Raw genomic sequence first — 21,889 nt, forward strand, 5'->3', positions numbered from 1 at the left:
AACGGGTGGACCGAGCCTGCCAACACGTCGTGTCAGGCTCGGTTCCACCGTATTTCGGGGCCGTAACGCGCCGCCGCGCCCCGGGCCCGTCACACGGACGTGAGCTGCGCCTTTGCCGGAGTTCCGGCGGCGGGGACGGTGGCCGGGGCGGGCCGGCGAAGGTATACCGACCAGGTGACGGCGCAGCACGCCGCGTAGAAGCCGAGGAAGGTGACGAAGGCGGCCGTCCCGGAGCCGGAGTCGGTGAAGGCCTGCCGGAAGACGAGGTTGATGCCGAGGCCGCCGAGCGCACCCACGGCCCCGATGAGGCCCATGGAGGCCCCGGAGAGCCTGCGTCCGCTGGCGGCGGCGTCCTCGCCGCTCATGCCCCGGGCGAGGGCCTTGGCCTGGAAGATGCCGGGGATCATCTTGTAGGTGGAGCCGTTGCCGATGCCGCTGAGCACGAAGAGCGCGACGAAGCCGACGAGGAACACCGGCAGGGACTCCCGTACGGAGGCCAGGACGACCACTCCGGTCGCCGCCGCCATCGCCACGAAGCAGGCGAGGGTGATGCGGGCGCCGCCGAAGCGGTCGGCGAGCGCCCCGCCGACGGGGCGTACGAGCGAGCCGAGGAGCGGGCCGACGAAGGTGAGGGAGGCGGCCTGGAGCGGGGTCCGCCCGAACTGTGTCTGGAGCACGAGTCCGAAGGCGAAGCTGTAGCCGATGAAGGAGCCGAAGGTGCCGATGTACAGGAAGGCCATGATCCAGGTGTGCGCGTCGCGCGCGGCCTCCCGGACGGCGCCCGCGTCGGCCCGTACCGGGGCCAGGTTGTCCATGCGTACGAGGGCCAGTGCGGCGGCGGCCACGATCAGCGGGAGGTAGGCGGCGAGCAGCAGCCTCGGGTGTCCGGCCCCGGCGGTGCCGATGACCAGCAGGGCGGCGAGCTGGACGACGGGGACGCCGATGTTGCCGCCGCCGGCGTTGAGCCCGAGCGCCCAGCCCTTCTTGCGGAGCGGGAAGAAGGCGTTGATGTTCGTCATCGAGGAGGCGAAGTTCCCGCCGCCCACCCCGGTGAGCGCGGCCACGGCGACGAAGGTGGCGTACGAGGTGCCGGGCTCCATGACCAGCAGCGCGGCCACGGTCGGCGCGAGCAGCAGCAGGGCGCTGACCACGGTCCAGTTGCGGCCGCCGTAGCGGGCGACGGCGAAGGTGTAGGGCACCCGTACGAGCGCTCCGACGCAGGTGGCGGTGGCGATGAGGAAGAACTTCCCGGCGGGGTCGATTCCGTAGGCGGGGCCCATGAACAGCACCATCACCGACCACAGGGACCAGATGGAGAAGCCGATGTGCTCGGAGAGCACGGAGTAGAGGAGGTTGCGGCGGGCGGTCCTCTCGCCGGTCTCCTTCCAGAAGACCTCGTCCTCGGGATCCCACTGCTCGATCCAGCGGCCTCCCCTGCGCGGTGCGGTCGTACCGGTCATCACACGCCTCCACTGCTGTCGCGTCCGTGGTGACGACGGTAGGAACGGCGCGTTTCGGCCCCGGTCCCCGCCGGATGACCGGCGGGAAACCTTGCACTCACCCGCCTCCGGGGCCCGCTGTGAGCGCCGCCGGGAGCCAGCTGCCCGCGGGGACTTCCAGCCAGCCGCGCGGCCCGGCGAGCTCCTCGGCGGCCCGGAGCAGGGCGTCGAGGCCGGGGTGGCGCAGGCCGCTGCGCCAGACCATGGCGAGCGGGGACAGGGGGACGGGGTCGGTCAGGGGCCGTTTCACGCAGCCGGGCATGTCGGTGAAGCCGACGGTGGCCAGCACCGGGTTGCCGGTCTTGGCCATGACCCGGCCGAACTCCTCCTTGCCGATGGCGACGGGTGCGGGGGGCGCGAGGTCGATCCCGCGCCCGGCGAACAGTTCGCGGGCGAGGCCGGTCCACTCCAGGGTGCGGGGGTTCCCGGCCCCGGCGTAGACGGTCTCCCCGGCGAGCGTGGCGAGCGGTACGCGGGGCAGTGCGGCCAGCGGGTGCGTGTCGGGCAGCAGTACGGCGAGGGGTTCGTAGCGCACGGGGCGGTGCGCGAGCCGGGCCCGCAGCGCGGGGTCGAGGCCGGCGGCGTAGCCGAAGGAGACGTCGAGGCGCCCGGCGGTGATCTCGGCGGCGGCGTAGGTGAGGCCGCTCTCGAAGCGGGCCATCAGCTCGCAGCCGGGGGCCAGTTCGCGGGCGCGTTCGAGGATGCTGCGGCCGGTGCCGGGGCCGTCGGTGTTGACGTCGACGAGCAGGGCGCGGGGCGGTCCGGCGAAGGCGGCGGCCAGTTCCTCGTGGGCGCGCAGCACCGCGCGGGCGTGCGGCAGCAGCCGCTCCCCGTCGGCGGTGAGTTCCACTGCGCGGGTGGTGCGCAGGAACAGTGCGGTGCCCAGGGTCTGTTCGAGGCGGCGTACGTCGCGGCTGAGGGCCTGCTGGGCGACGTAGAGGCGGGCGGCGGCGCGGGAGAAGTGCAGCTCCTCGGCGACGGCCACGAAGCCGCGCAGCAGCCGGGGGTCGAGGTCGCGGGGGTTCACTCCCGGAGATTAACAACGGGAACGGGTGAATGGGCCCAGAACAGGTGTTGGACCGCGCCGCGTCCCCGGCGGCAGGCTCGGGGGCATGCCGCAGACAACCCCGCTCATGGCCGTGACCGGCAGCACCCTGGTCCTGGCCGCCCCGGCCCCGCGCACGCCCGCCCCCGCCCCGGCCCCCGTCCCCGCACCCCCTCGGCCCCGTACGCCGCGCGGCCCGTACGCCCGCCTGTTCGCCCTCCCCGGCACGCGCGGGTTCACTGCCGGGAACCTCCTCGCCCGCCTCCCCATGGGCATGTTCGGGATCAGCGCGGTCATGATGATCGCCGGGCAGCGCGGCTCGTACGCCCTCGCGGGGGCGGTCACCGCGACCGGGCTGGCCGCGACCGCCCTCGTCGCGCCCTGGACCGCCCGCCTGATCGACCGGCACGGCCAGGCCCGGATCGCCGTACCGGCCACCGTGATCGCGGTCCTCGGCTCGCTCTGCCTGGTCGTGTGCGTCCGTACGCAGGCGCCCGCCTGGACCCTCTTCGCCTCCTACGCGGCCACCGCGACCACCCCCAACATCGGAGGCCTGTCCCGGGCCCGCTGGAACCACCTGCTGCCCCCGCAGGCGCAGCACACCGCGATGTCCTTCGAGCAGGCCGCCGACGAACTGTGCTTCATGCTCGGTCCGGTGCTCGCGGCCTTCCTCTGCACGGCCGTCTTCCCCGAGGCGGGCACCCTCACGGGGGCGGCCCTGCTCCTGACCGGCATGCTCGTCTTCACCGCGCACCGCTCCACGGAGCCCCCGGCCGCCGGTGCGGCGGCGCGGCGGGGTCCGTCGCCGCTGCGCGCCCTGCTGCCGCTGCTCGGGCTGTTCCTCGCCACCGGGGCGGTCTTCGGCTCGATGGAGGTGACCTCGGTCGCGCACCTCGCCGCGCAGGGGCTCGGGGCCGCCTCCGGGCCGGTACTGGCCCTCCAGGCGGCGGGCTCCTGCGCCGCCGGGCTGTTCTACGGCACCCGCCGCCCCCGCGGCCTCACCGTCTGCCTGCTCGCCCTGTGCGCGGCGATGGCCCTGCCCTGGGCGGCGGCCGGGACGGGCTCCCTGCCGCTGCTGGCGGGGGCGCTGCTGCTGGCGGGCATGGCCACGGCCCCGGCGATGGTCACCGCGATGGCCCTGGTCCAGCGGGCGACCCCGCAGGGGCGGCTCAACGAGGGGATGACCCTCGCCGTCACCGCGATCCTGGCGGGCATCGCGGCCGGGTCGGCCACGGCGGGCCTCACCGTCGACCGCCTCGGCACCACGACGGCGTACGCGCTCCCGGCGGGCGCGGCCCTCCTGGCCCTCCTGCTCTCCACCATGCCGGGGCGATCGATCCGGCGGGCGAGTGACGGTGCCCGCGTGGTACGCGCCCCGGCCGCACATGATCGGACATAACTGGGGGGTCTTCACAGCACCCTTCCCTTCGCGGAGGAACTCCCCTTGTCTGCTTCCCGTTCCGTGTCCTCGGCCCTGATCGTCGCGGCCGTCACCGCGAGTTGCCTCGTGCCGGCCGTACCGGCCCTGGCCGACTCCTCGCACATCCGGTTCTCCCAGCCGTACGTCCCCTCGATCGCGGCCGGCAAGACGGGCCGTGTGGTCCTCACCGCCACCAACGGCGAGGGCCCGGCCCGAAGCAGCACCTTCCGGATCACCGCCCCGGACCGGACGACCTTCCCCGAGGCGCGCTTCTACTGGAACGGGCAGCGGGCGGGCGGCTCCTGCACCCGCTCCTCCAACGCGCGGCTGCTGACCTGCGAGGCACAGACCCGGGCCGGCTTCGCCTTCCCGGCGCGCGCGCAGACGCGGCTGGCGGTGTCCCTGCGGGTGGACGCCAACGCCCCCGAGGGCGTGACCCTGGACGGCGGCGAGTGGGCCACCGGCACCGGCGACCCCGCCCTCTTCGCGGTGTCCACCCCGGTCACCGGCCCCAAGGGCGACGACGGCAAGCCGGGTCACGACGGCCACCACGGCCACGACGGAAAGCCCGGCCACCACGGCAAGCCGGGCCGCCCCGGCCCCAAGGGCGACAAGGGAGACCAGGGCGAACGCGGAGAGCGGGGCGAGAAGGGCGAACGCGGAGACCGCGGCGAACGCGGCCCCGAGGGCCCCCAGGGCCCGAAGGGCGACAAGGGAGACCAGGGCCCCTCGGGCGGTCCCAAGGGTGACAAGGGCGACAAGGGTGACCAGGGTGACCGCGGCGCGCAGGGCGACCGCGGCACCACGGGCGACACCGGCCCCGCCGGCGACCGCGGCCCGGCCGGCCCCCAGGGCCCGAAGGGCGACACCGGCCCCGCCGGAGGCCCGAAGGGCGACAAGGGCGACCGCGGCCCGGCCGGCCCCGAGGGCCCGCAGGGCGACACCGGCCCCCAGGGCGAGAAGGGCCGCAAGGGCGACAAGGGAGACAAGGGGAACAAGGGGAACAAGGGGAACAAGGGCCACCAGGGCATCCCGGGCCCGCAGGGCGACCGCGGCCCGGCCGGCCCCCGGGGCGAGAAGGGCGAGAAGGGCGACACCGGCAAGCCCGGCAAGCCCGGCACCTGCAAGAAGTGCGGCAACCACCACCACGACAAGCCGAGCAAGCCGCACAAGCCCGGTAAGCCGGGCAAGCCCGACCACACCAACAGCCCCAAGGCCCGCATCGTCACCAGCGGCCACGGCCTCGGCGTCCGCTCCGGCCCCGGCACCCACTACGCGAAGCAGTCCAAGCTCCGCAGCGGCGAGACCGTAGCCCTCCAGTGCAAGGTCAACGGCGAGACGGTCGACGGCAATTCGATCTGGTACAAGCTCGCCGACGGCTCCGGCTGGATCGCCGCCCGCTACGCCCAGAACCTCGGCAAGGTCCCGTACTGCGCCTGACCCCACACATGACGAAGGCCCCGCAACCAAAACCGGCTGCGGGGCCTTCGCCCACATGGGGTGGTGGAGATGGCGGGAATCGAACCGGCTCGCAGGGGTATGCGCGACCCGCGGTGATCGCTATTTACGCAAGTCAGAGCCGGACAGGGCGGCACGGGACGGCGCCGGACAACGCCAGACACGACGGGGCGCGCTCCCGCCGGGAGCACAGATGATCCCGGCCTCTCACGCTGGGCGAGGTCCAGCCCAGGGAGAAATCTAGGGATACCGTTTGGGATACCTCGGGGTATACTCTGCGTATGGCAGCAGCAGCGATCACCACAATGAAGGTCCCCGTCGACCTCCGCGACCGGATCAGTGAGGTCGCGGCCGAACTCGGCGGCACGATGGCCACGGCCCTGGAACGTCTCCTCGACGACCACCGCCGCCAGCGCATCCTCGACCAGTACACCCGCCTCCAGGCCGACCCGGTCGAGTGGGCCGAGTACATGGCCGAGCTGGGCGAGTGGGATGCCCTCGCAGGAGACGGTCTTGCCAATGACCCCTGGGAGACCAACGCGTGAGCCGTCTCGCCCGCCCCTGGCAGGTCTGGTACGCCGACCTCTCCCCCGTCATCGGGAGCGAGCAGTCAGGCCGCCGCCCGGTCCTCGTGATCTCTTCCCCCACCCACGCGGTGTTCCCCATCCCCATGACGATCATCGTGCCCCTCACCACGAAGACCAGGGGCCTGGATCACCACATCCCCATCACCTCCCGCGAATCCGGCCTCGACCGCCCGAGCTGGGCCCGCACCGACGACATCCGCTCCATCAGCGAGCAGCGCCTCGTAGGACGCCAGCCCCTCGGCGTGATCAGCGACAAAGAGAAAAACGAGGTACGCCGGTACCTGCGGCTGATGCTCGATCTCTGACACAGCCCCGAGCATGCCAATCAGGGGGCTCGCACATGACGAAGGCCCCGCAGTCGAAACCGGCTGCGGGGCCTTCGCCCACATGGGGTGGTGGAGATGGCGGGAATCGAACCCGCGTCCAACGGTGCAGAAGCAGGGCTTCTCCGAGCGCAGTCCGCTGCGATTTTCTCGGCCCCGGAGATCACACGGACAAGTCTCCGACGGGCTCAGTCACTGTTTGATTTCCCTCAGGCCCCCGTGACCGGGGCTAGAGGTTTAGATCCCTAGTTGACGCCAGGATCCGGACCGGGACCACTTCCGGGCTGACGCTCCTCACAGAGGCTTCAGCTCACTGTTATTAGGCAGCGAGGGTGAAGCGGGAGTTATCGCTCTTGGAGTTGGCGATTATTGTTTGCGACATGTGGTTAGCGAGATCATTGCCGCTTCCTCGGCTCGCTTCCCCTGCATCGACATCCGCTGTCGAAACCGATCATCCCCATGTATTTTTTTCAAGGTGCGCCGCCCCCTGGGGGGTGGTGCTGACGCCATGGTACGCGAAGTGGACCACCACGTGCCAGGAGATTAAACCGTGCCCCGCTGCTTGCGCTTGATCGCCGAGATCGCGCGGTTCGTCTCGCGGGTGTCCTGCTTCTCGCGCAGGGTCTGCCGCTTGTCGTACTCCTTCTTGCCCTTCGCCAGCGCGATCTCGACCTTCGCGCGGCCGTCCTTGAAGTAGAGGGCGAGCGGCACGACCGTGTGGCCGGACTCGTCCGCCTTCCGCTCCAGCTTGTCGATCTCCTCGCGGTGCATGAGGAGCTTGCGCTTGCGCCGGGCGCTGTGGTTGGTCCAGGTGCCCTGGCTGTACTCCGGCACGTGCACGTTGTACATCCAGACCTCGCGGCCCTCCACGGACACGAAGCCGTCGACCAGCGAGGCCCGGCCCTGGCGCAGGGACTTGACCTCGGTGCCCGTCAGCACGATCCCGCACTCGTAGGTGTCGACGATCGTGTAGTCGTGCCGCGCCTTCTTGTTCTGGGCGATCAGCTTGCGCCCTTTTTCCTTAGCCATAGTGCGGTCATTTTCGCACTACGGACCCACCCCGAGGCCACCCAATACCTTGCGCGCCCGTTCCTCGGCCCCGTCGCCCGCCGCGAGGTCCGGGGTGATGCCCCCGCCGTCGAGGCTGCGGCCGGCCGGTGTGCGGTACGTGCCGACGGTCAGCTCCGCCACCGAGCCGTCCGGCAGCTCGGTCGGCATCTGCACCGAGGCCTTGCCGAAGGTGCGGGTGCCCACCGTCACGGCGCGGCCGCGGTCCTGGAGGGCGCCGGTGACCAGCTCGGCCGCGCTCATCGTGCCGCCGTCGACGAGGGCCACCAGGGGGCGGGCGGTGTCCCCGCCGGGCTGGGCGTACAGGGCGCGCTCGGAGCCGCGTACGTCGTACGTCGCCACGAGCCCGCCGTCCAGGAACGCGGAGGCGGCCGTCACCGCCTCGGTGACCAGCCCGCCCGGGTTGCCGCGCAGGTCCAGCATCACCCCGGCGCCGGGCGGGGCCTCGCGGACGGCTTCCCGGACCCGTTCGCCCGAGCCCCGGGTGAAGGAGGCGACCTTGATGACGGTGGTGCCGTCCGCGAGGCGGCGTACGGTCACCGGCTCGGCGCGCAGCTGCTGCCGGCGGACGGTCTCGGTGCGGTCGGCCCCGTCGCGGCTGAGGCCGAGGACCACCGGGGTGCCCTCCCGGCCGCGCAGCAGCGCCACCACGTCGGCCACCGCGAGGCCCGTGACGCCCTGGCCGTCCACGCTCAGCAGCCGGTCCCCGGCGCGCAGGCCGGCCCGGGCGGCGGGGCTGTCGGGCTGGACCTTGTCGACCTCGATGCGGCCGTCGCGGCGGCGCCCGGCCCAGAGCCCGACGCCGGTCCAGCGGCCGTCGAGGTCCTCGGCGAAGGCGGCGTACTCGCCCCGGTCGTAGACGGTGCCCCAGCGGTCGCCGCTGCGGCTGACGACCTCCTGGGCGGCCTTCTTGCCCGACTTGCCCTCGGCGACGGCCTCGGCGGCGGCCCGGGCCACGGCCTCCCGGTCGGCGGTTCCGGTCTGGTGCGGGGCCTCGGATAACGCCCCGGCCGGCTGTCCGGCCTGCGGCGCGGCGACGGTGCGGGCGTCCGCCGGGTCCCAGCATCCCGTCCCCGCGGCGGCGGCGACGGACACGAGGAAGACCAACGTCAAAACGGCCCCGCGACGCAGGTCGCGGGGCCGGAGACAGAGAGCGGGCAGACCCGGCATGGCGCCGAGTCTAGGACAAGCGCCGCCGTGGCAAGCCGGGTTGGCCGGAGCTCACAGGCGGCGCTTGTCATACCTTCAGGTACTTGCGCAACGCGACGAAGGCTGCCAGGGAGGGCATCAGCAGGCCGATGACGAGGACCAGCGGGAGCTTGGTGAGCACCGCGTCCCAGCCGATGAAGTTGATCAGCTGGAGCTTGTCGCGGAGCGCGATGCCGTGGTCGATCACGAAGTACTGGCCGGCGCCCAGCATGCCGCAGGCCAGACCGGCGCCGATGAGGCCGGCCACGGCCGCCTCCATGATGAACGGCACCTGGATGTAGAAGCCGGACGCGCCCACCAGCCGCATGATGCCGGTCTCCCGCCGACGGCTGAACGCCGAGACGCGCACCGTGTTGACGATCAGCAGCAGGGCCACGATCAGCATGATCAGCATGATGCCGAGCGCCGCCCAGTTGAGGGTGCTGAGCAGGGCGAAGAGGTTGTCGAGCTCGGAGCTCTGGTCGGCGACCGACTGGACCCCGTCCCGGCCGGTGAAGGCGGAGGTGATGACCTCGTACTTCTCCGGGTTCTTCAGCTTGACCCGGAAGGAGTCGGGCATCTGGTCCGGGGTGACGACGGAGGCGAGCGCCGTGTGCCCGAAGCGCTCTTTGTAGTGCTTGTAGGCCTCGTCCGAGGACTCGTACATGACGTTCTGGACGAGTTCCATCTTCTTGAGCTCGCCCTCGATGCCCTGCTTCTGCTCGGGGGTCACGGCCCCCCTGGAGCAGGGCTTCCCGGAACCGGCGGCCGGTTTCGACCCGTCGGCGGGGCTGCCGGCGGGGGCGGCCGCCGCGTCGATGGCGTCGTTCTTGGTGCAGAGGTAGACGGTGACGTTGACCTTGTCGTACCAGAACCCCTTCATGGCGCTGACCTGGTCGCGCATGAGCAGGGAGCCGCCGAACAGGGCCAGCGAGAGGGCCACGGAGATGATGACCGCGAAGGTCATGGTGAGATTGCGGCGGAGACCGACGCCGATCTCCGACATGACGAACTGGGCGCGCATGACGTCTCAAGGACCTTTCAGTGCTGGTAGCCGTAGACGCCGCGCGACTGGTCGCGTACGAGTCGGCCCTGTTCGAGTTCGATGACGCGCTTGCGCATCTGGTCGACGATCTGCTGGTCGTGGGTCGCCATGATCACGGTGGTGCCGGTCCGGTTGATCCGGTCCAGCAGTTTCATGATCCCCACGGAGGTCTGCGGGTCGAGGTTGCCCGTCGGCTCGTCCGCGATCAGCAGGGCGGGGCGGTTGACGAAGGCGCGGGCGATGGCCACGCGCTGCTGCTCACCGCCGGACAGCTCGCCGGGCATGCGGCCTTCCTTGCCGCCCAGGCCCACCAGCTCCAGGACCTGCGGGACGGCCTTGCGGATCTCGCCGCGCGGCTTGCCGATGACCTCCTGCGCGAAGGCGACGTTCTCGGCCACCGTCTTGTTGGGGAGGAGGCGGAAGTCCTGGAAGACGGTCCCCAGCTGGCGCCGCATGTGCGGGACCTTCCAGTTGGAGAGCTTCGCGAGATCCTTTCCCAGGACGTGCACCTGACCGTGGCTGGCCCGTTCCTCGCGCAGGACCAGCCGCAGGAAGGTGGACTTGCCGGAGCCGGAGGAGCCGACCAGGAAGACGAACTCGCCCTTGGCGATGTCCAGGGAGACATCTCTGAGTGCGGGACGGTTCTGCTTCGGGTAGGACTTGGAGACGTTGTCGAATCGGATCACGGGTGCACCACGGTCGCCGGGAGTAGGTGAGCGTGACCATACGCGAACGGGCGCGAGGTGTGGACCCGGCATCCGGAGTTGCCCGTTTTATCCTCGGCCCCCTTCGGGGCCGGACCGCGATTGCCCGGACGGGCCGCGCCGAATGTCCGCGGAGCTGGCACAGTGGTAGGGGGAACGGACTCGGTCCCCGTGCCGTTGTACTGACGATGGGGACGAGAGGAGGAGCGCATGACATATGACCGGCTCGTGTGTGCGAACTGCGCCGCACCTGTCAGCCAGGGCCGCTGCCCTGTGTGCCGGGCGAACCGGGAGCGCCTCCAGCAGGAGGGCCCCTTCGCCGGCCTGAATCCGGTGACACTCATCGCGCTTCTGGTGGTGCTGGTGGCAGCGCTGGCGCTGGTGGCTCGGACCGCGTAGCCCGCGCCGCGTCCCGATCACGTGGAATCTGTGATCCGGACGGATCACACAGAAGAAGGAAGGGCCCGGACACCTCAAGGTGTCCGGGCCCTTCCTTCTCAGCTACTGCCGCACGTACTACGCGCTCTGCTCCTGCTGCTTGCGCCAGCGGATGCCCGCCTCCAGGAAGCCGTCGATCTCGCCGTCGAGGACCGCCTGCGGGTTGCCGACCTCGAACTCCGTCCGCAGGTCCTTGACCATCTGGTACGGGTGCAGGACGTAGGAGCGCATCTGGTTGCCCCAGGAGCTGCCGCCGTCCTTGAGGGCGTCCATCTTGTCCTTCTCCTCCTGCCGGCGCCGCTCCAGGAGCTTGGCCTGGAGCACGTTCATCGCGCTGGCCTTGTTCTGGATCTGCGAACGCTCGTTCTGGCAGGAGACCACGATGCCGGTGGGCAGGTGGGTGATGCGCACGGCCGAGTCGGTCGTGTTGACGCCCTGGCCGCCGGGGCCGGACGCGCGGTACACGTCGACGCGCAGCTCGGCCTCGTCGATCTCGACGTGGTCGCTGGTCTCGACGACCGGCAGCACCTCGACGCCCGCGAAGGAGGTCTGGCGACGCCCCTGGTTGTCGAAGGGCGAGATGCGGACGAGCCGGTGCGTGCCCTGCTCGACGGAAAGGGTGCCGTAGGCGTAGGGGGCCTTGACGACGAAGGTGGTCGACTTGATGCCGGCCTCTTCCGCGTACGAGGTCTCGTACACCTCGGTCGGGTAGCCGTGCCGCTCCGCCCAGCGCAGGTACATGCGCTGGAGGCGCTCGGCGAAGTCGGAGGCGTCGACGCCGCCGGCCTCGGCACGGATGTTGACCAGCGCCTCGCGCTCGGAGTACTCGCCGGAGAGCAGGGTGCGGACCTCCATCTCGTCCAGCGCCTTGCGCACGGAGACCAGCTCGGTCTCCGCCTCGGCGAGGGTGTCCGCGTCGTCCATCTCCTGGGCGAGCTCGAACAGCACCGCGAGGTCGTCGATGCGGCCCCGCAGGGACTCGGTCTTGCGGACCTCGGCCTGGAGGTGCGAAAGCTTGCTCGTGATCTTCTGAGCGGCTTCCGGGTCGTCCCACAGGGACGGCGCGGCGGCCTGCTCCTCGAGCACGGCGATATCTGCCCTCAGCTTGTCGAGGTCCAGGACGGCCTCGATCGACCCCATGGTCGAGGAGAGGGACTTCAGCTCTTCGGAAACATCGACAACTGCCACGGGTCCAGCCTAGCCGGTCCGCGGACGGCACTCTCCGGCCAGGCTCCATCAACCCGTACAAAGGAGCGTGCGCACGGGCGTACGCTCACCGTATGACTGTCCTACTCGTGAAGCGCCGCCATGTGGACCACATGCGTGTCACGACGACGAGCTGTCTGCCGCCGGACCTCGCACGAGCCTGATCCACCCCGATCCGACTTCGGTCCTGTACGCGGCCACGCTGCCCCGGCGCCATCCCTGCCGGCGGCACGCTCCGCCCGCTGCCCCCACATCGATGGGGCACAGGACCCCGTGACATCCGAAACGGAGCCGTCATGCCGTCCGCGCACCTCTCCTCTTCTGCTTCCGCTCCCACCGCCGCCACCGCCGGCCTCGCCGTCGTCGACCTCTCCCGTGCCGACGACCCCGCCGAGCGCCCCGACTTCCTGAAGCAGCTCCACGCGGCTGCCCGGGACACCGGCTTCCTGTACCTGACGGGGCACGGGATAACCGAGGCGGAAACCGCCCGCATCCTGGAGCTGACCAGAACGTTCTTCGCCCTCCCCGAGGCCGACCGGCTGTCGGTGAGCAACCTGAACTCGCCGCACTTCCGCGGCTACACCCGGATCGGGCACGAGCTCACGGGCGGGGCCTCCGACTGGCGCGACCAGCTCGACGTCGGCGCGGAGCGGCCCGCGCCGGTCCTGGGCCCGGACGACCCCGCGTACCTGTGGCTGGAGGGCCCCAACCAGTGGCCGCAGGCGCTGCCCGAGCTGCGGGACGTCGTCCTGGGCTGGCAGACCCGGCTGGCGGCGGTGGCCCACCGGCTGCTCCAGGAGCTGCTCGCCTCGATCGGCGCCCCCTCGGACTTCTTCGACGCGGCCTTCGCGGACCGGCCGCACCTGCACACGAAACTGATCCGCTACCCCGGATCCGCCCCGTCCGGCGCGGACCAGGGGGTCGGCGCGCACAAGGACTACGGCTTCCTGACCCTGCTCCTGCAGGACACGGTGGGCGGGCTCCAGGTGGTCAGGGACGGCGGCTACGTCGACATCCCGCCGATGCCGGGGGCCTTCGTGGTCAACCTGGGCGAGCTGCTGGAGATCGCCACGCAGGGGTACCTGCGGGCCACCGACCACCGGGTGGTCAGCCCGCCGGGCGCGGTGGAGCGGTTCTCGGTGCCGTTCTTCTACAACCCGCGGCTGGACGCGGTCGTGGACACCGTCCCCGGGGACTACCTGCGGTCCGCGCCGGGGATCGCGCAGGACGCGGCGAATCCGTTGCACGCCGAGTACGGGCGCAACGAGCTCAAGGGATGGGTCCGGGCCCACCCGGCGGTGGCCCGCCGCTGGCACCCGGAACTGACCGAATCCTGACCGGGGGCCGCCGGGGCTACGGGTGGCGGGGGGTGGACTGCTTGGTGTCCGGGGGGACCGGGGGCTCGTCGCCCGAGACGGCGAGCCAGCCCCCCACCCCCACGGCGGCAGCCAGCACCACCGCCGACGCGGACAACAGCAGCCGCCGCTTGCGCGCAGCCTCCGCCCGGTGCCGGGCGGAGCCCGGCCGGTGTCCGCCGGCGGGCCGGGGTACGCGCGCCGTACCCAGCGCCCCGCCCGCCAGCTCGTCCGGCCCCGGCACCCGCATGGAGGTGTGGGTGTCCCGGTTGGAGTCGGTCGCAGACCCCGGCACCAGCGGGACCACGCCCCGCCGCCGTACCGGATCACCACCCGCCGGCTCCTCCGGGAGTTCCGGCTCGGCCGCCTGCTCGGCGTCGTCCGGCTCGTCCACGTCCAGCGGCGGCATCCCGGCCAGCAACGGCAGCAGGTCCCGCAGCCGGACGGACAGCTCCGAGGCACGCAGCCGCGAGGCCGGGGCCTTGGCGAGGCACTGCACCATCAGCTGCCACAGCTCGTCGGGGATCCCGGGCAGCGGGACCACGGTCTCGGTGACGTGCCGCCGCAGCACCGCACCGGGGTGCCCCCCGCCGAAGGGGGTGAAGCCGGCCAGCAGCTCGTACAGCACCGTGGCCAGGGCGTATATGTCGACGGCCGCCCGTGGCGGCAGGCCCTCCACTATTTCCGGGGCCAGATAGTCGGGCGTCCCGATGATCCGGGTCGTCTGGGCCGCGGCCCGCGCGCCGGGCGCGCCGACGGCCCGTTTCGGGGAGTCGATGAGCTTGGCCACGCCGAAGTCGGTGAGCAGCGCGGGGTGCGCGCCGCCCGGGCCGAGGGGGCCCTGCATGTCGAGCAGGACGTTCTCCGGTTTGACGTCGCGGTGGACGACCCCGGCCGCGTGCGCGGCGGCCAGCGCGTCGGCGACGTCCGCGACGATGGCGACGGCCGCCTCGGGGGCGAGCCGCCGTTCGCGGTCGAGGCGCGTGCGCAGGTCCGTACCGCGTACGAGGTCCATGACCAGGGCGAGGTCGTTGCCGTCGACGACGAGGTCGCGGACGGAGACCACGTGCGGGTGCTCCAGTCCGAGGAGCGCGCTGCGCTCCTGGACGAAGCGTCCGACCAGCTCCTGGTCGGAGGCGAGGTCCTCGCGCAGCAGTTTGACGGCGACGGGCCCGTCAGGCCCCTCGCCCAGCCACACCGTGCCCGCGCTGCCGCGTCCCAGGATCTGGTGCGCGGTGTACCGGCTGCCGATCTTCCGTGCCACGACTGCTCCCTCAGCGGCTGGCGTACGCACCAAAGCTACGCGGCCGAATGGGGGTTCAGCGCTCCGGATCGCGGCGACCTTCACTTCTGCGGGCGAAATCACGTCCTGGATGTCGACAAATCCACGAAGTCGGCGCTACGGGGCTACGGGAGCGCCGGCCGGCGGAGCTGTCGGGACGTCAGGACTTGGTGCCGCCCTCCGTCGCCTCGCCGACGGAGGTGACGAAGTCGACGGCTTCGTTGCCCCAGGTCCACACCTGGTCCCACCAGCCGCGGCCGGTGCCGACCCATTCCTGGAGCGGGGTGAGCTCCCAGATGAGCCAGCCCGCCACGAACAGCATGACGAGCATCACGAGACAGCCCTTGAGGCAGCCGAGGCCGGGGATCCGGACCGGGTTGGCGCTGCGGCGGCGCGGCTCGCGCGGCGGACGCGGCTCGCGGGGGGCCGGGGCCGGCCGCTGCGGCTGCTGGGCCGGACGCTGCTGCTGGGGCGGCTGCTGCGGACGCTGCTGCTGGGGCTGCTGGTACTGAGGCTGCGGCTGCTGGTACTGCGGCTGCTGAGGCGGCTGCGGCTGCTGGTACGGCTGGGGCTGCTGCTGGTAGTGCTGCGGCGGCGCGTACTGCTGGGGCGGCGGCGGCTGCTGCTGGTAGTGCTGCTGCGGCGGCCCCTGGCGGTACGGGGGCTGCTGCGGGGGCGGCGGCGCCTGGCGCTGCGGGCGGCGGCGCAGCGGGTCCTCGGCGGGGTCGAGGTAGTGCATCTGCGTCTGCTCGTTGCGGTCCCGGGCGGCCCGCATCTGCGACTGCCACGGGTGCGGCGCGTCCGGCTGCTGCACGGGCGGCATGACCGAGGTCGGGTCGGGGGCGCCGGGCCCGCCGGGCGCGCCGGTGCTGGGCAGCACGGTGGTGGCGTCGGAGCCGCCGATGGGGGGCATGACGCTGGTCATGGCGTTCGGGTCGTACGCGCCGGGCTGCGGGGCCGCCTGCGGAGCTGCCTGCGGGGTGGCGGCGGTGGGGTTCGTCGGGACGGGCGCGGGCGAGAGGTCGGGCCCGAGCAGGGCGCCGACGCCGAGCGCGGCCTCCACCTCGTCGGGCGAGGAGTGGACCTTGATGCCGGAGGCGACCACGCGCAGGCCGCGCGCCAGGTTCTCGGCGCTGGGGCGCTCGTCGGGCTCCTTGCGCAGGCAGCGTTCGATGACGGTCCACAGCGGCTCGGGGACCGTGGGCGGGCGCTGCGGCTCCTCGCTGAGGTGGCGGTGGAGCACTTCGAGCGCGGTGCCGCCGGCGAAGGGCGGACGGCCGGTGACCAGCTCGTAGAGGAGGATGCCGGCGCCGTAGATGTCGACGGCGGAGGTCTGCGGGCGGCCTTCGGCGGACTCGGGGGCCACGTAGGCGGGGGTGCCGACGAACTCGTGCGTGCGGGTCAGCCCCGGGGAGTCGGCCAGGCGCGCGATGCCGAAGTCGGTGAGCATCGGCTTCATCTGGCCGTGGCTCTCGTCGAGCAGCACGTTGGCGGGCTTCAGGTCGCGGTGGACGACGCCGTCGGCGTGGCTGGCGGCGAGCGCGTCCGCGATCTGGGCGGTCAGCAGGCTCGCGGCGACGGGGCTGAAGGGGCCGTTCTCGCGGATGTACTTGTGCAGGTCCGGGCCGTCGACCAGGTCCATGACCAGCGCCAGCAGATCGCCCTCGACGACGAGGTCGCGGGTGCGGACGATGTTGGGGTGGGTCAGGCGCAGCAGGACGGACCGCTCGCGCAGGAAGCGCATGACGATGTCCGCGTCCTGGGCGAGCTCCTCCTTGAGGACCTTGATGGCGACGGTCTCGCCGGGCTGCCCGGCGACGGCTGCCTCCGCGCCGGCGGTCTCCCGCTGGCGGGCACGCCAGACAGTGCCCGTGGCGCCGCGTCCGAGCGGCTCCTCGAGCAGGTACTTGCTGCCGACTGGCCGCACGTCTCGCGCTCCCCTGCTGTCGTCTTTTCCGGTTTTTTCGCTGTGAGGTTTCGGCCCCAACTCTAGGGGGTGTCCCCGGGGAAGACGCGGGCCCGCGGAGGTTGGTTGCCGCACATATGTACGGAGGGTGACTTTTGCGGGGTATGCCGGGGGCTCTTTCCCCGGATTTTCACCGGGCCCGGCGCCCGGACCCGTGTCACCGCCGCGCCGCATCTGCCCCGTGCCTGCCCGTACCTGTGTCACATCCGTACGACACATGTGCGGCGACCTGACCGATCAAGATCATTTGTGGGCGGGTGCCGGGCGTGTTGCGGGTGACAGGTGCGAGGATGCATCCGTACGGAACGGCCGGGACGGGAGCCCTGCCTTCCGGCAGACCTGACCGGACGACGCGTCCGTGCCGGGCGGGGGGTGATCGGGCAGCCGTGCCCGCCGTTCCCCTTGCCGGGCGCACGCACGCACCGCGCACTGCGCTCCGCGCAGAAGGGACCGCTGACGGCGATGCAGATCCGGCTGACCGTCCTTGGATCGCGCAGCGGCCACCAGGCCGCCGCCGCGCCCGCCACCTGTGACGTGCTCGTCACCGCGCCCGCCGGTACCGCCCTGGCGGCGGTGGCCTCCGGGCTCGCGGCGACCGTGGGCGGACCCGACACCGGCGGCACGGTGGTCCTGTACGCCGGCACGCGCAGGCTCGACCCGCAGCGGGCCGTACTGGGCGAGCCGCCGCTGATCGACGGGGCGGTGCTGGCCCTGGGCGGCCCGGCACCGGACACCGCCGACGACGCCTTGCCGGACGAGGGCCCCGGAGCCGCCCCGCAGCTGCACGTGGTGGCCGGTCCCGACGCGGGCGGGGTCCACCTGCTGCACCCGGGGGCCGTACGGATCGGCCGCTCGGCGGACGCGGACGTACCGCTGGACGACCCGGACGTGTCACGGCTGCACTGCGCGGTGACGGTGATGCCGGACGGGCGGGTCGCGGTGGCCGACCTCGGCTCGACGAACGGCACCACCCTGGACGGCGCCCCCGTCGGGGTACGGGCGGTCCCGCTGGCCCCGGGCGCGCTGCTGCGGATCGGCGAGTCGACGCTCCGGCTGGCCGCGGGCGGCACCACGCAGCCGCCCCTGACTCTGATCCCGGACCTGGAGGGCCACCTCTCCCTCCCGGCCCCCTCGGCCCCCGACGGGCCCGGCGCGGCTGCGAGCGGCTCCGACCGGGGCACCGGCGCGCCCGGCTCCGGCACCTTCACCCCGGGCCACCCCGACCCCGCCCACCGGACCCCGGGCGCACCCGGAGCAGGGCAGCCCGGCGCGGGCGGCGCGGGGAGCGGCGCACCCGGAGCAGGGCAGCCCGGCGCGGGCCGTCCCGGCTCCGGCGCCCCCGGAGCGGCCGCCTTCGGCACGGATCACCCCGACCTCGGCCACCCGGCCCCCGGCGCCTCCGGCCCGGGCCACCTCAGCGGCGGTACGCCCGGCGCGGGCTCCTCGGGCCCCGGCCGCACCGGCGCCGGTGCGTCCGGTACGGGGGCCCGGGGCGCGGGGCACCCCGGGGCGGGCCACCACACCGGCCACACCGGCACCGGACACCCCGGCACCGGAACCCCCGGCGCCGGCTACGACGGCGTCGGCACTGACGGCGCGGGCCACCCCGGCGGGCCAGGCGCAGGGCATCCCGCCGCAGGCGGAACCGGGGCCGGGCGGGCGCCCGTGCTCGGTGCGGGGCGGGCCCGCAGTGGCGACGGGGCCGGGGCTCAGGCGGCTGCCGGAAAGCGTCGCGGGCTCGGGGCGTGGGCGCGCAAGTGGGTGCGGGGTGAGGAGGAGGCCGAGGCCGTCGCGGTGGAGCCGGAGCCGCCGGCCGCCGCCGCCGCGCCCGACGCCGACGACCCGGCCGCGCTGCTGCTGGCCGCGCTCGGGCCGACGGGCCGGCTGTGGTCGCGCGGGGCCGGGCGTCCCGGGTTCCTGGAGGCGGGGCTCGGCGCGGGGAGCCGGGTCGCGCTGGCCGAGTCGGGTTCGCTGGGGATCGCCGGGCCACGGCAGCGGCTGACGGGTGTGGCCCGCTCGGTGATCGCCCAGCTGGCCGGGCTGCACGCGCCCGCGCAGCTGGAGATCGTGCTGCTGGCCGCCGACCGGGCGCGCCCGGTCCAGGAGCGCCGCCGCGACTGGGGCTGGCTGGGCTGGCTGCCCCACGTACGGCCGGCGCACGGCCAGGACTGCCGGCTGCTGCTGGCGTACGACCGTGACCAGGCGGCGGCCCGCGCCGGGGAGCTGACCCGGCGGCTGGACGACAGCCCGCTCGGTACGAACTGGGCCGCCGCCGATCCGGCGGCGGTGCGCGGGGCGGCGTACGCCTACGAGGGCCCCCGCACGCTCCTCGTCCTCGACGGCGACCCGGGCGCGGGATCGCTGCGCGAGGTCACCGGCCGGCTCGCCTCGCACGGGGCCGCCGCCGGGATCCACGTCCTGGTGCTGGCGGAGGCCCCGTCGGCGACCGCGGCCTCCCCGGTCCCCTCCACCTACGACGCGGCCTGCGCGAGCACGCCCGCCTTCCGGGACTGCGCGACGGTGGCACTGCTCAGCGGTGACGTGGCCACGGCGGTACGGACCTTCGCGGCGGCCGGCGGCCGGCCCGTCCCGCCGGGCACCACCGCCGTCGCGGACGCGGTCTCGGCGGCCTGGGCGGAGCGCTTCGCCCGGGCCCTGGCCCCGCTGCGCACGGACGGCGCGGTCGCCGAGGCCGGGTACCGGCCGGCCACGGCCAGCCTCCCGCAGGCCTCGCGGCTCCTCGACGAGCTGGGGCTGGCCCGCGCCACCCCGGCCTCCCTGATGGCCCGCTGGGCTGCCGCCACCGACCAGGGGCAGGGCGTCGGCGGTCTCGCCGAGGTGGTGCTCGGTACGGGCCGGCGCGGCCCGGTCGGCGCCGAGCTCGTCCACGACGGCCCGCACCTGCTCGTCGAGGGTCCCGCGGGGAGCGGCCGGACGGAGCTGCTGCGCTCGGTCGCGGCCTCCCTGTCGGCGGCGGCCCGCCCGGACCGCCTCGGCCTGGTCCTCCTGGACGGCGCCGGCGGGGAGCGCGGCGACGGCCTCCTGCCGTGCACGGAACTCCCGCACGTGTCGGCACACCTGGTGGCCTCGGACCCGCTGCGGATGAGGGAGTTCGCGCAGGCCCTCGGCGCCGAGCTGAAGCGCCGCCACGAGCTGCTGGACGGGGCGCCGTTCGCGGAGTGGCACGCCCGCCGGGAGCTGTCGGACCGGATGGTGTCGCCCCGCCAGCCCGCCCCGGGTGAGCTGCGCGGCGACCTGGACCCCCCGCGCAGCGGCACGTTGAGGCTGCGCAGCGCCGCCGCGCGTGCCGAGCCGGCGGCCGGGCCGAGCCCGCTGCCCCGGCTGGTGGTGCTGGTGGACGACTTCGACGCGCTGGTCGCGCCGGGGCTGGGCAGTACGGGCCGCCCGGCCGCCGGTTCGGTGGTGCGGGCGCTGGAGGCGGTGGCCCGTGAGGGCACCCGGCTCGGGGTGCACCTGATCGCGACGAGCGCCCGCCCGGACCGTACGGCGGAGACGGAGCTGGCCCGGCTGGCGACGCTGCGGGTGGAGCTCGACGCCCCGGACCAGCCGGGTCCGGGCCGCGGCCTGCTGCGGTACGCGGACGGCCGGACGGTCCCGTTCCAGGCGGGCCGGGTCACGGGCCGGATCCCGCGGACGGCGACGTCGAGGCCGACCGTGGTGCCGGTGGAGTGGGAGCGGATGGGTGATCCACCGGCCCGCCGCCCGGTGCGCGAGCTGGGCAACGGCCCGACGGACCTGGCGCTCCTGGCGAGCGCCCTGGACCGGGCCTCGCACCTGGTCTCGGCGGTACCGGTGCTGTTCCCGCCGGCCCCCTGACGCCAGGACGGCCCCCGCGCACCCCCGCGAGGCGGTATTGCGGGGGTGCCCGGGTCGGCGTAGACCTTGTGGTCCGGGACACATCACGGGCATCGGGGGCACAGCCATGCGCGAGCACGGGAAGAGCCGTACGAAACTGAGCTGGGCGGCGCTGGCCGCCGCGGGCGCGCTCGCGCTCACCGCGTGCGGCGGTGACCCGCAGCCGCAGCCGGGGCAGCCGGCCACCGGCGAGCCGGCGGCGCCCCGGGTGGAGTTACCGAAGCTGGCAGGCGAGAAGCTGGAGGTGGCGGCGGTCTGGACGGGCCCGGAGCAGGCCAACTTCACGAAGGTCCTGAAGGAGTTCGAGAAGCGGACGGGCGCGAGCGTCACCTTCGTTCCGGCGCAGGATCCGATCGTCACCTTCCTCGGCACCAAGATCGCGGGCGGTGCGCCGCCGGACGTGGCGCTGCTCCCGCAGGTCGGGGCGCTGACGGCGGCGGTGAAGAACAAGTGGGCGCAGCCGGTGGGGCCGGAGGCCAGGGCGCAGCTGGACGCGAACTACTCGGCGGGCTGGAAGAACCTCGGCGCGGTCGACGGCACCCAGTACGGCGTCTACTACAAGGCGGCCAACAAGTCGCTGATCTGGTACAACGCGAAGGCCTTCGAGGCGGCGGGCGTCAAGCCCCCGAAGGACTGGAAGGAGCTGATCGCCGCCGCGGACACCCTGTCGGCCTCGGGTACCCCGGCGGTCTCGGTGGCGGGCGCGGACGGCTGGACGCTGACGGACTGGTTCGAGAACGTCTACCTCTCGCAGGCGGGCCCGGAGAAGTACGACCAGTTGGCGAAGCACCAGCTGAAGTGGACGGACGACAGCGTGAAGCAGGCGCTGACCACCCTGGGGCAGCTGTTCGGGCGCAAGGACTTCCTGGCGGGCGGGCAGAGCGGGGCGCTGTCGACGGAGTTCCCGAAGTCGGTGACGCAGACCTTCACCGGGGGTGACCGGCCGGCGGCGGCGATGGTCTTCGAGGGCGACTTCGTGGCGGTGAACATCGGGCAGACCGAGGCGAAGGTCGGCAAGGACGCGCTGGTGTTCCCCTTCCCGGCGGTGGGCGCGAAGGCGCCGGTGGTGTCGGGCGGTGACGTGGCGGTGGCGCTGAAGCCCTCGAAGGGGGCGCAGGCCCTGCTGACCTTCCTGGCGTCGGCGGACGCGGCGGAGATCCAGGCCCGGGAGGGCGGTTTCGTCTCCCCGAACAAGGCCGTGGACCCGGGCGCGTACCCGAACGCCATCCAGCGGGACATCGCGAAGGCGCTGATCGCGGCGGGCGACGACTTCCGCTTCGACATGTCGGACCAGGCTCCGGCGGCCTTCGGGGGGACGCCGGGGGCGGGTGAGTGGAAGGCGCTCCAGGACTTCCTGGCGAACCCGTCGGACGTGGCGGGGATCCAGGCGAGGCTGGAGGCGGACGCGTCCAAGGCGTACGGGAACTGA

At 73.3% G+C, this 21,889-nt stretch carries 17 protein-coding genes and 1 other RNA gene; 8 read left to right on the forward strand and 10 right to left on the reverse strand.

Translation table 11 applies throughout. From position 1 onward, the window contains the following. Positions 1-89 precede the first annotated feature (89 nt). Both OOK31_RS38165 and OOK31_RS38170 read right to left on the reverse strand, forming a co-directional pair. Complete coding sequence (locus OOK31_RS38165; RefSeq protein WP_267092045.1) at positions 90-1,460, reverse strand: nitrate/nitrite transporter; 1,371 nt, start codon at positions 1,458-1,460, stop codon at positions 90-92. 97 nt (positions 1,461-1,557) lie between these two features. Next, positions 1,558-2,526 (reverse strand): LysR family transcriptional regulator, encoded by a 969-nt coding sequence (locus OOK31_RS38170; RefSeq protein ID WP_267092046.1) that lies wholly within the window; start codon positions 2,524-2,526, stop codon positions 1,558-1,560. Positions 2,527-2,611: 85 nt separating this feature from the next. On the opposite strand from OOK31_RS38170, the gene OOK31_RS38175 reads away from it, so the two are divergent. The 4 genes from OOK31_RS38175 (at position 2,612) to OOK31_RS38190 (ending at position 6,314) form a co-directional block, all read left to right on the forward strand. After that, positions 2,612-3,943, forward strand: a complete 1,332-nt coding sequence (locus OOK31_RS38175) for an MFS transporter (protein WP_267092047.1) — start codon at positions 2,612-2,614, stop codon at positions 3,941-3,943. 45 nt (positions 3,944-3,988) lie between these two features. Further along, on the forward strand, positions 3,989-5,404 hold the full coding sequence (locus tag OOK31_RS38180; RefSeq protein ID WP_267092048.1) for an SH3 domain-containing protein: 1,416 nt from the start codon (positions 3,989-3,991) through the stop codon (positions 5,402-5,404). 299 nt (positions 5,405-5,703) lie between these two features. Next, positions 5,704-5,967: a hypothetical protein gene (locus tag OOK31_RS38185; RefSeq protein WP_267092049.1), complete on the forward strand. Its 264-nt coding sequence runs from the start codon at positions 5,704-5,706 to the stop codon at positions 5,965-5,967. Continuing rightward, the gene (locus OOK31_RS38190) at positions 5,964-6,314 is read left to right on the forward strand and encodes a type II toxin-antitoxin system PemK/MazF family toxin (RefSeq protein ID WP_267092050.1); all 351 of its coding nucleotides are present in this window, start codon (positions 5,964-5,966) and stop codon (positions 6,312-6,314) included. Before OOK31_RS38185 ends, OOK31_RS38190 begins: the two co-directional genes overlap by 4 nt. 88 nt (positions 6,315-6,402) lie before the next feature. Here the strand turns inward: OOK31_RS38190 and ssrA are convergent. The 5 genes from ssrA to ftsE all read right to left on the reverse strand — a co-directional run bounded on the left by ssrA (position 6,403) and on the right by ftsE (position 10,319). Continuing rightward, positions 6,403-6,791, reverse strand: a transfer-messenger RNA (tmRNA) gene (gene ssrA / locus OOK31_RS38195). A gap of 84 nt (positions 6,792-6,875) precedes the next feature. Then, positions 6,876-7,361, reverse strand: coding sequence for an SsrA-binding protein SmpB (smpB, locus tag OOK31_RS38200; RefSeq protein ID WP_267092051.1), 486 nt, complete (start codon positions 7,359-7,361; stop codon positions 6,876-6,878). Positions 7,362-7,379: 18 nt separating this feature from the next. Further along, on the reverse strand, positions 7,380-8,570 hold the full coding sequence (locus tag OOK31_RS38205; RefSeq protein WP_267092052.1) for a S41 family peptidase: 1,191 nt from the start codon (positions 8,568-8,570) through the stop codon (positions 7,380-7,382). A gap of 67 nt (positions 8,571-8,637) precedes the next feature. Further along, on the reverse strand, positions 8,638-9,612 hold the full coding sequence (gene ftsX / locus OOK31_RS38210) for a permease-like cell division protein FtsX (RefSeq protein WP_267092053.1): 975 nt from the start codon (positions 9,610-9,612) through the stop codon (positions 8,638-8,640). Between the two features lie 17 nt (positions 9,613-9,629). Continuing rightward, positions 9,630-10,319, reverse strand: coding sequence for a cell division ATP-binding protein FtsE (gene ftsE / locus OOK31_RS38215; RefSeq protein ID WP_030240478.1), 690 nt, complete (start codon positions 10,317-10,319; stop codon positions 9,630-9,632). Positions 10,320-10,547: 228 nt separating this feature from the next. Here ftsE and OOK31_RS38220 point away from each other — a divergent pair, with 228 nt between their 5' ends. Beyond that, positions 10,548-10,736 carry a hypothetical protein gene (locus OOK31_RS38220; RefSeq protein WP_267092054.1) on the forward strand — a complete coding sequence of 63 codons (189 nt, stop codon included), beginning with the start codon at positions 10,548-10,550 and terminating at the stop codon, positions 10,734-10,736. Between the two features lie 117 nt (positions 10,737-10,853). On the opposite strand, the gene prfB is transcribed toward OOK31_RS38220, so the two are convergent. Then, positions 10,854-11,963 (reverse strand): peptide chain release factor 2, encoded by a 1,110-nt coding sequence (prfB, locus tag OOK31_RS38225; RefSeq protein ID WP_267092055.1) that lies wholly within the window; start codon positions 11,961-11,963, stop codon positions 10,854-10,856. Positions 11,964-12,277: 314 nt separating this feature from the next. Between prfB and OOK31_RS38230 the strand changes: the two genes are divergently transcribed. Further along, positions 12,278-13,318 carry an isopenicillin N synthase family oxygenase gene (locus tag OOK31_RS38230; protein ID WP_267092056.1) on the forward strand — a complete coding sequence of 347 codons (1,041 nt, stop codon included), beginning with the start codon at positions 12,278-12,280 and terminating at the stop codon, positions 13,316-13,318. 16 nt (positions 13,319-13,334) lie between these two features. On the opposite strand, the gene OOK31_RS38235 is transcribed toward OOK31_RS38230, so the two are convergent. Next, on the reverse strand, positions 13,335-14,600 hold the full coding sequence (locus OOK31_RS38235; RefSeq protein ID WP_267092057.1) for a serine/threonine-protein kinase: 1,266 nt from the start codon (positions 14,598-14,600) through the stop codon (positions 13,335-13,337). Between the two features lie 178 nt (positions 14,601-14,778). Beyond that, entirely contained in the window at positions 14,779-16,545 is a 1,767-nt protein-coding gene (locus OOK31_RS38240; protein WP_267092058.1) for a serine/threonine-protein kinase, read from the reverse strand. Between the two features lie 501 nt (positions 16,546-17,046). Here OOK31_RS38240 and OOK31_RS38245 point away from each other — a divergent pair. Further along, positions 17,047-20,421: an FHA domain-containing protein gene (locus OOK31_RS38245; protein WP_267092083.1), complete on the forward strand. Its 3,375-nt coding sequence runs from the start codon at positions 17,047-17,049 to the stop codon at positions 20,419-20,421. A gap of 106 nt (positions 20,422-20,527) precedes the next feature. Continuing rightward, entirely contained in the window at positions 20,528-21,889 is a 1,362-nt protein-coding gene (locus tag OOK31_RS38250) for an ABC transporter substrate-binding protein (RefSeq protein WP_267092059.1), read from the forward strand.

Source organism: Streptomyces sp. NBC_00249 (genome assembly GCF_026342355.1).
Classification (GTDB): domain Bacteria; phylum Actinomycetota; class Actinomycetes; order Streptomycetales; family Streptomycetaceae; genus Streptomyces.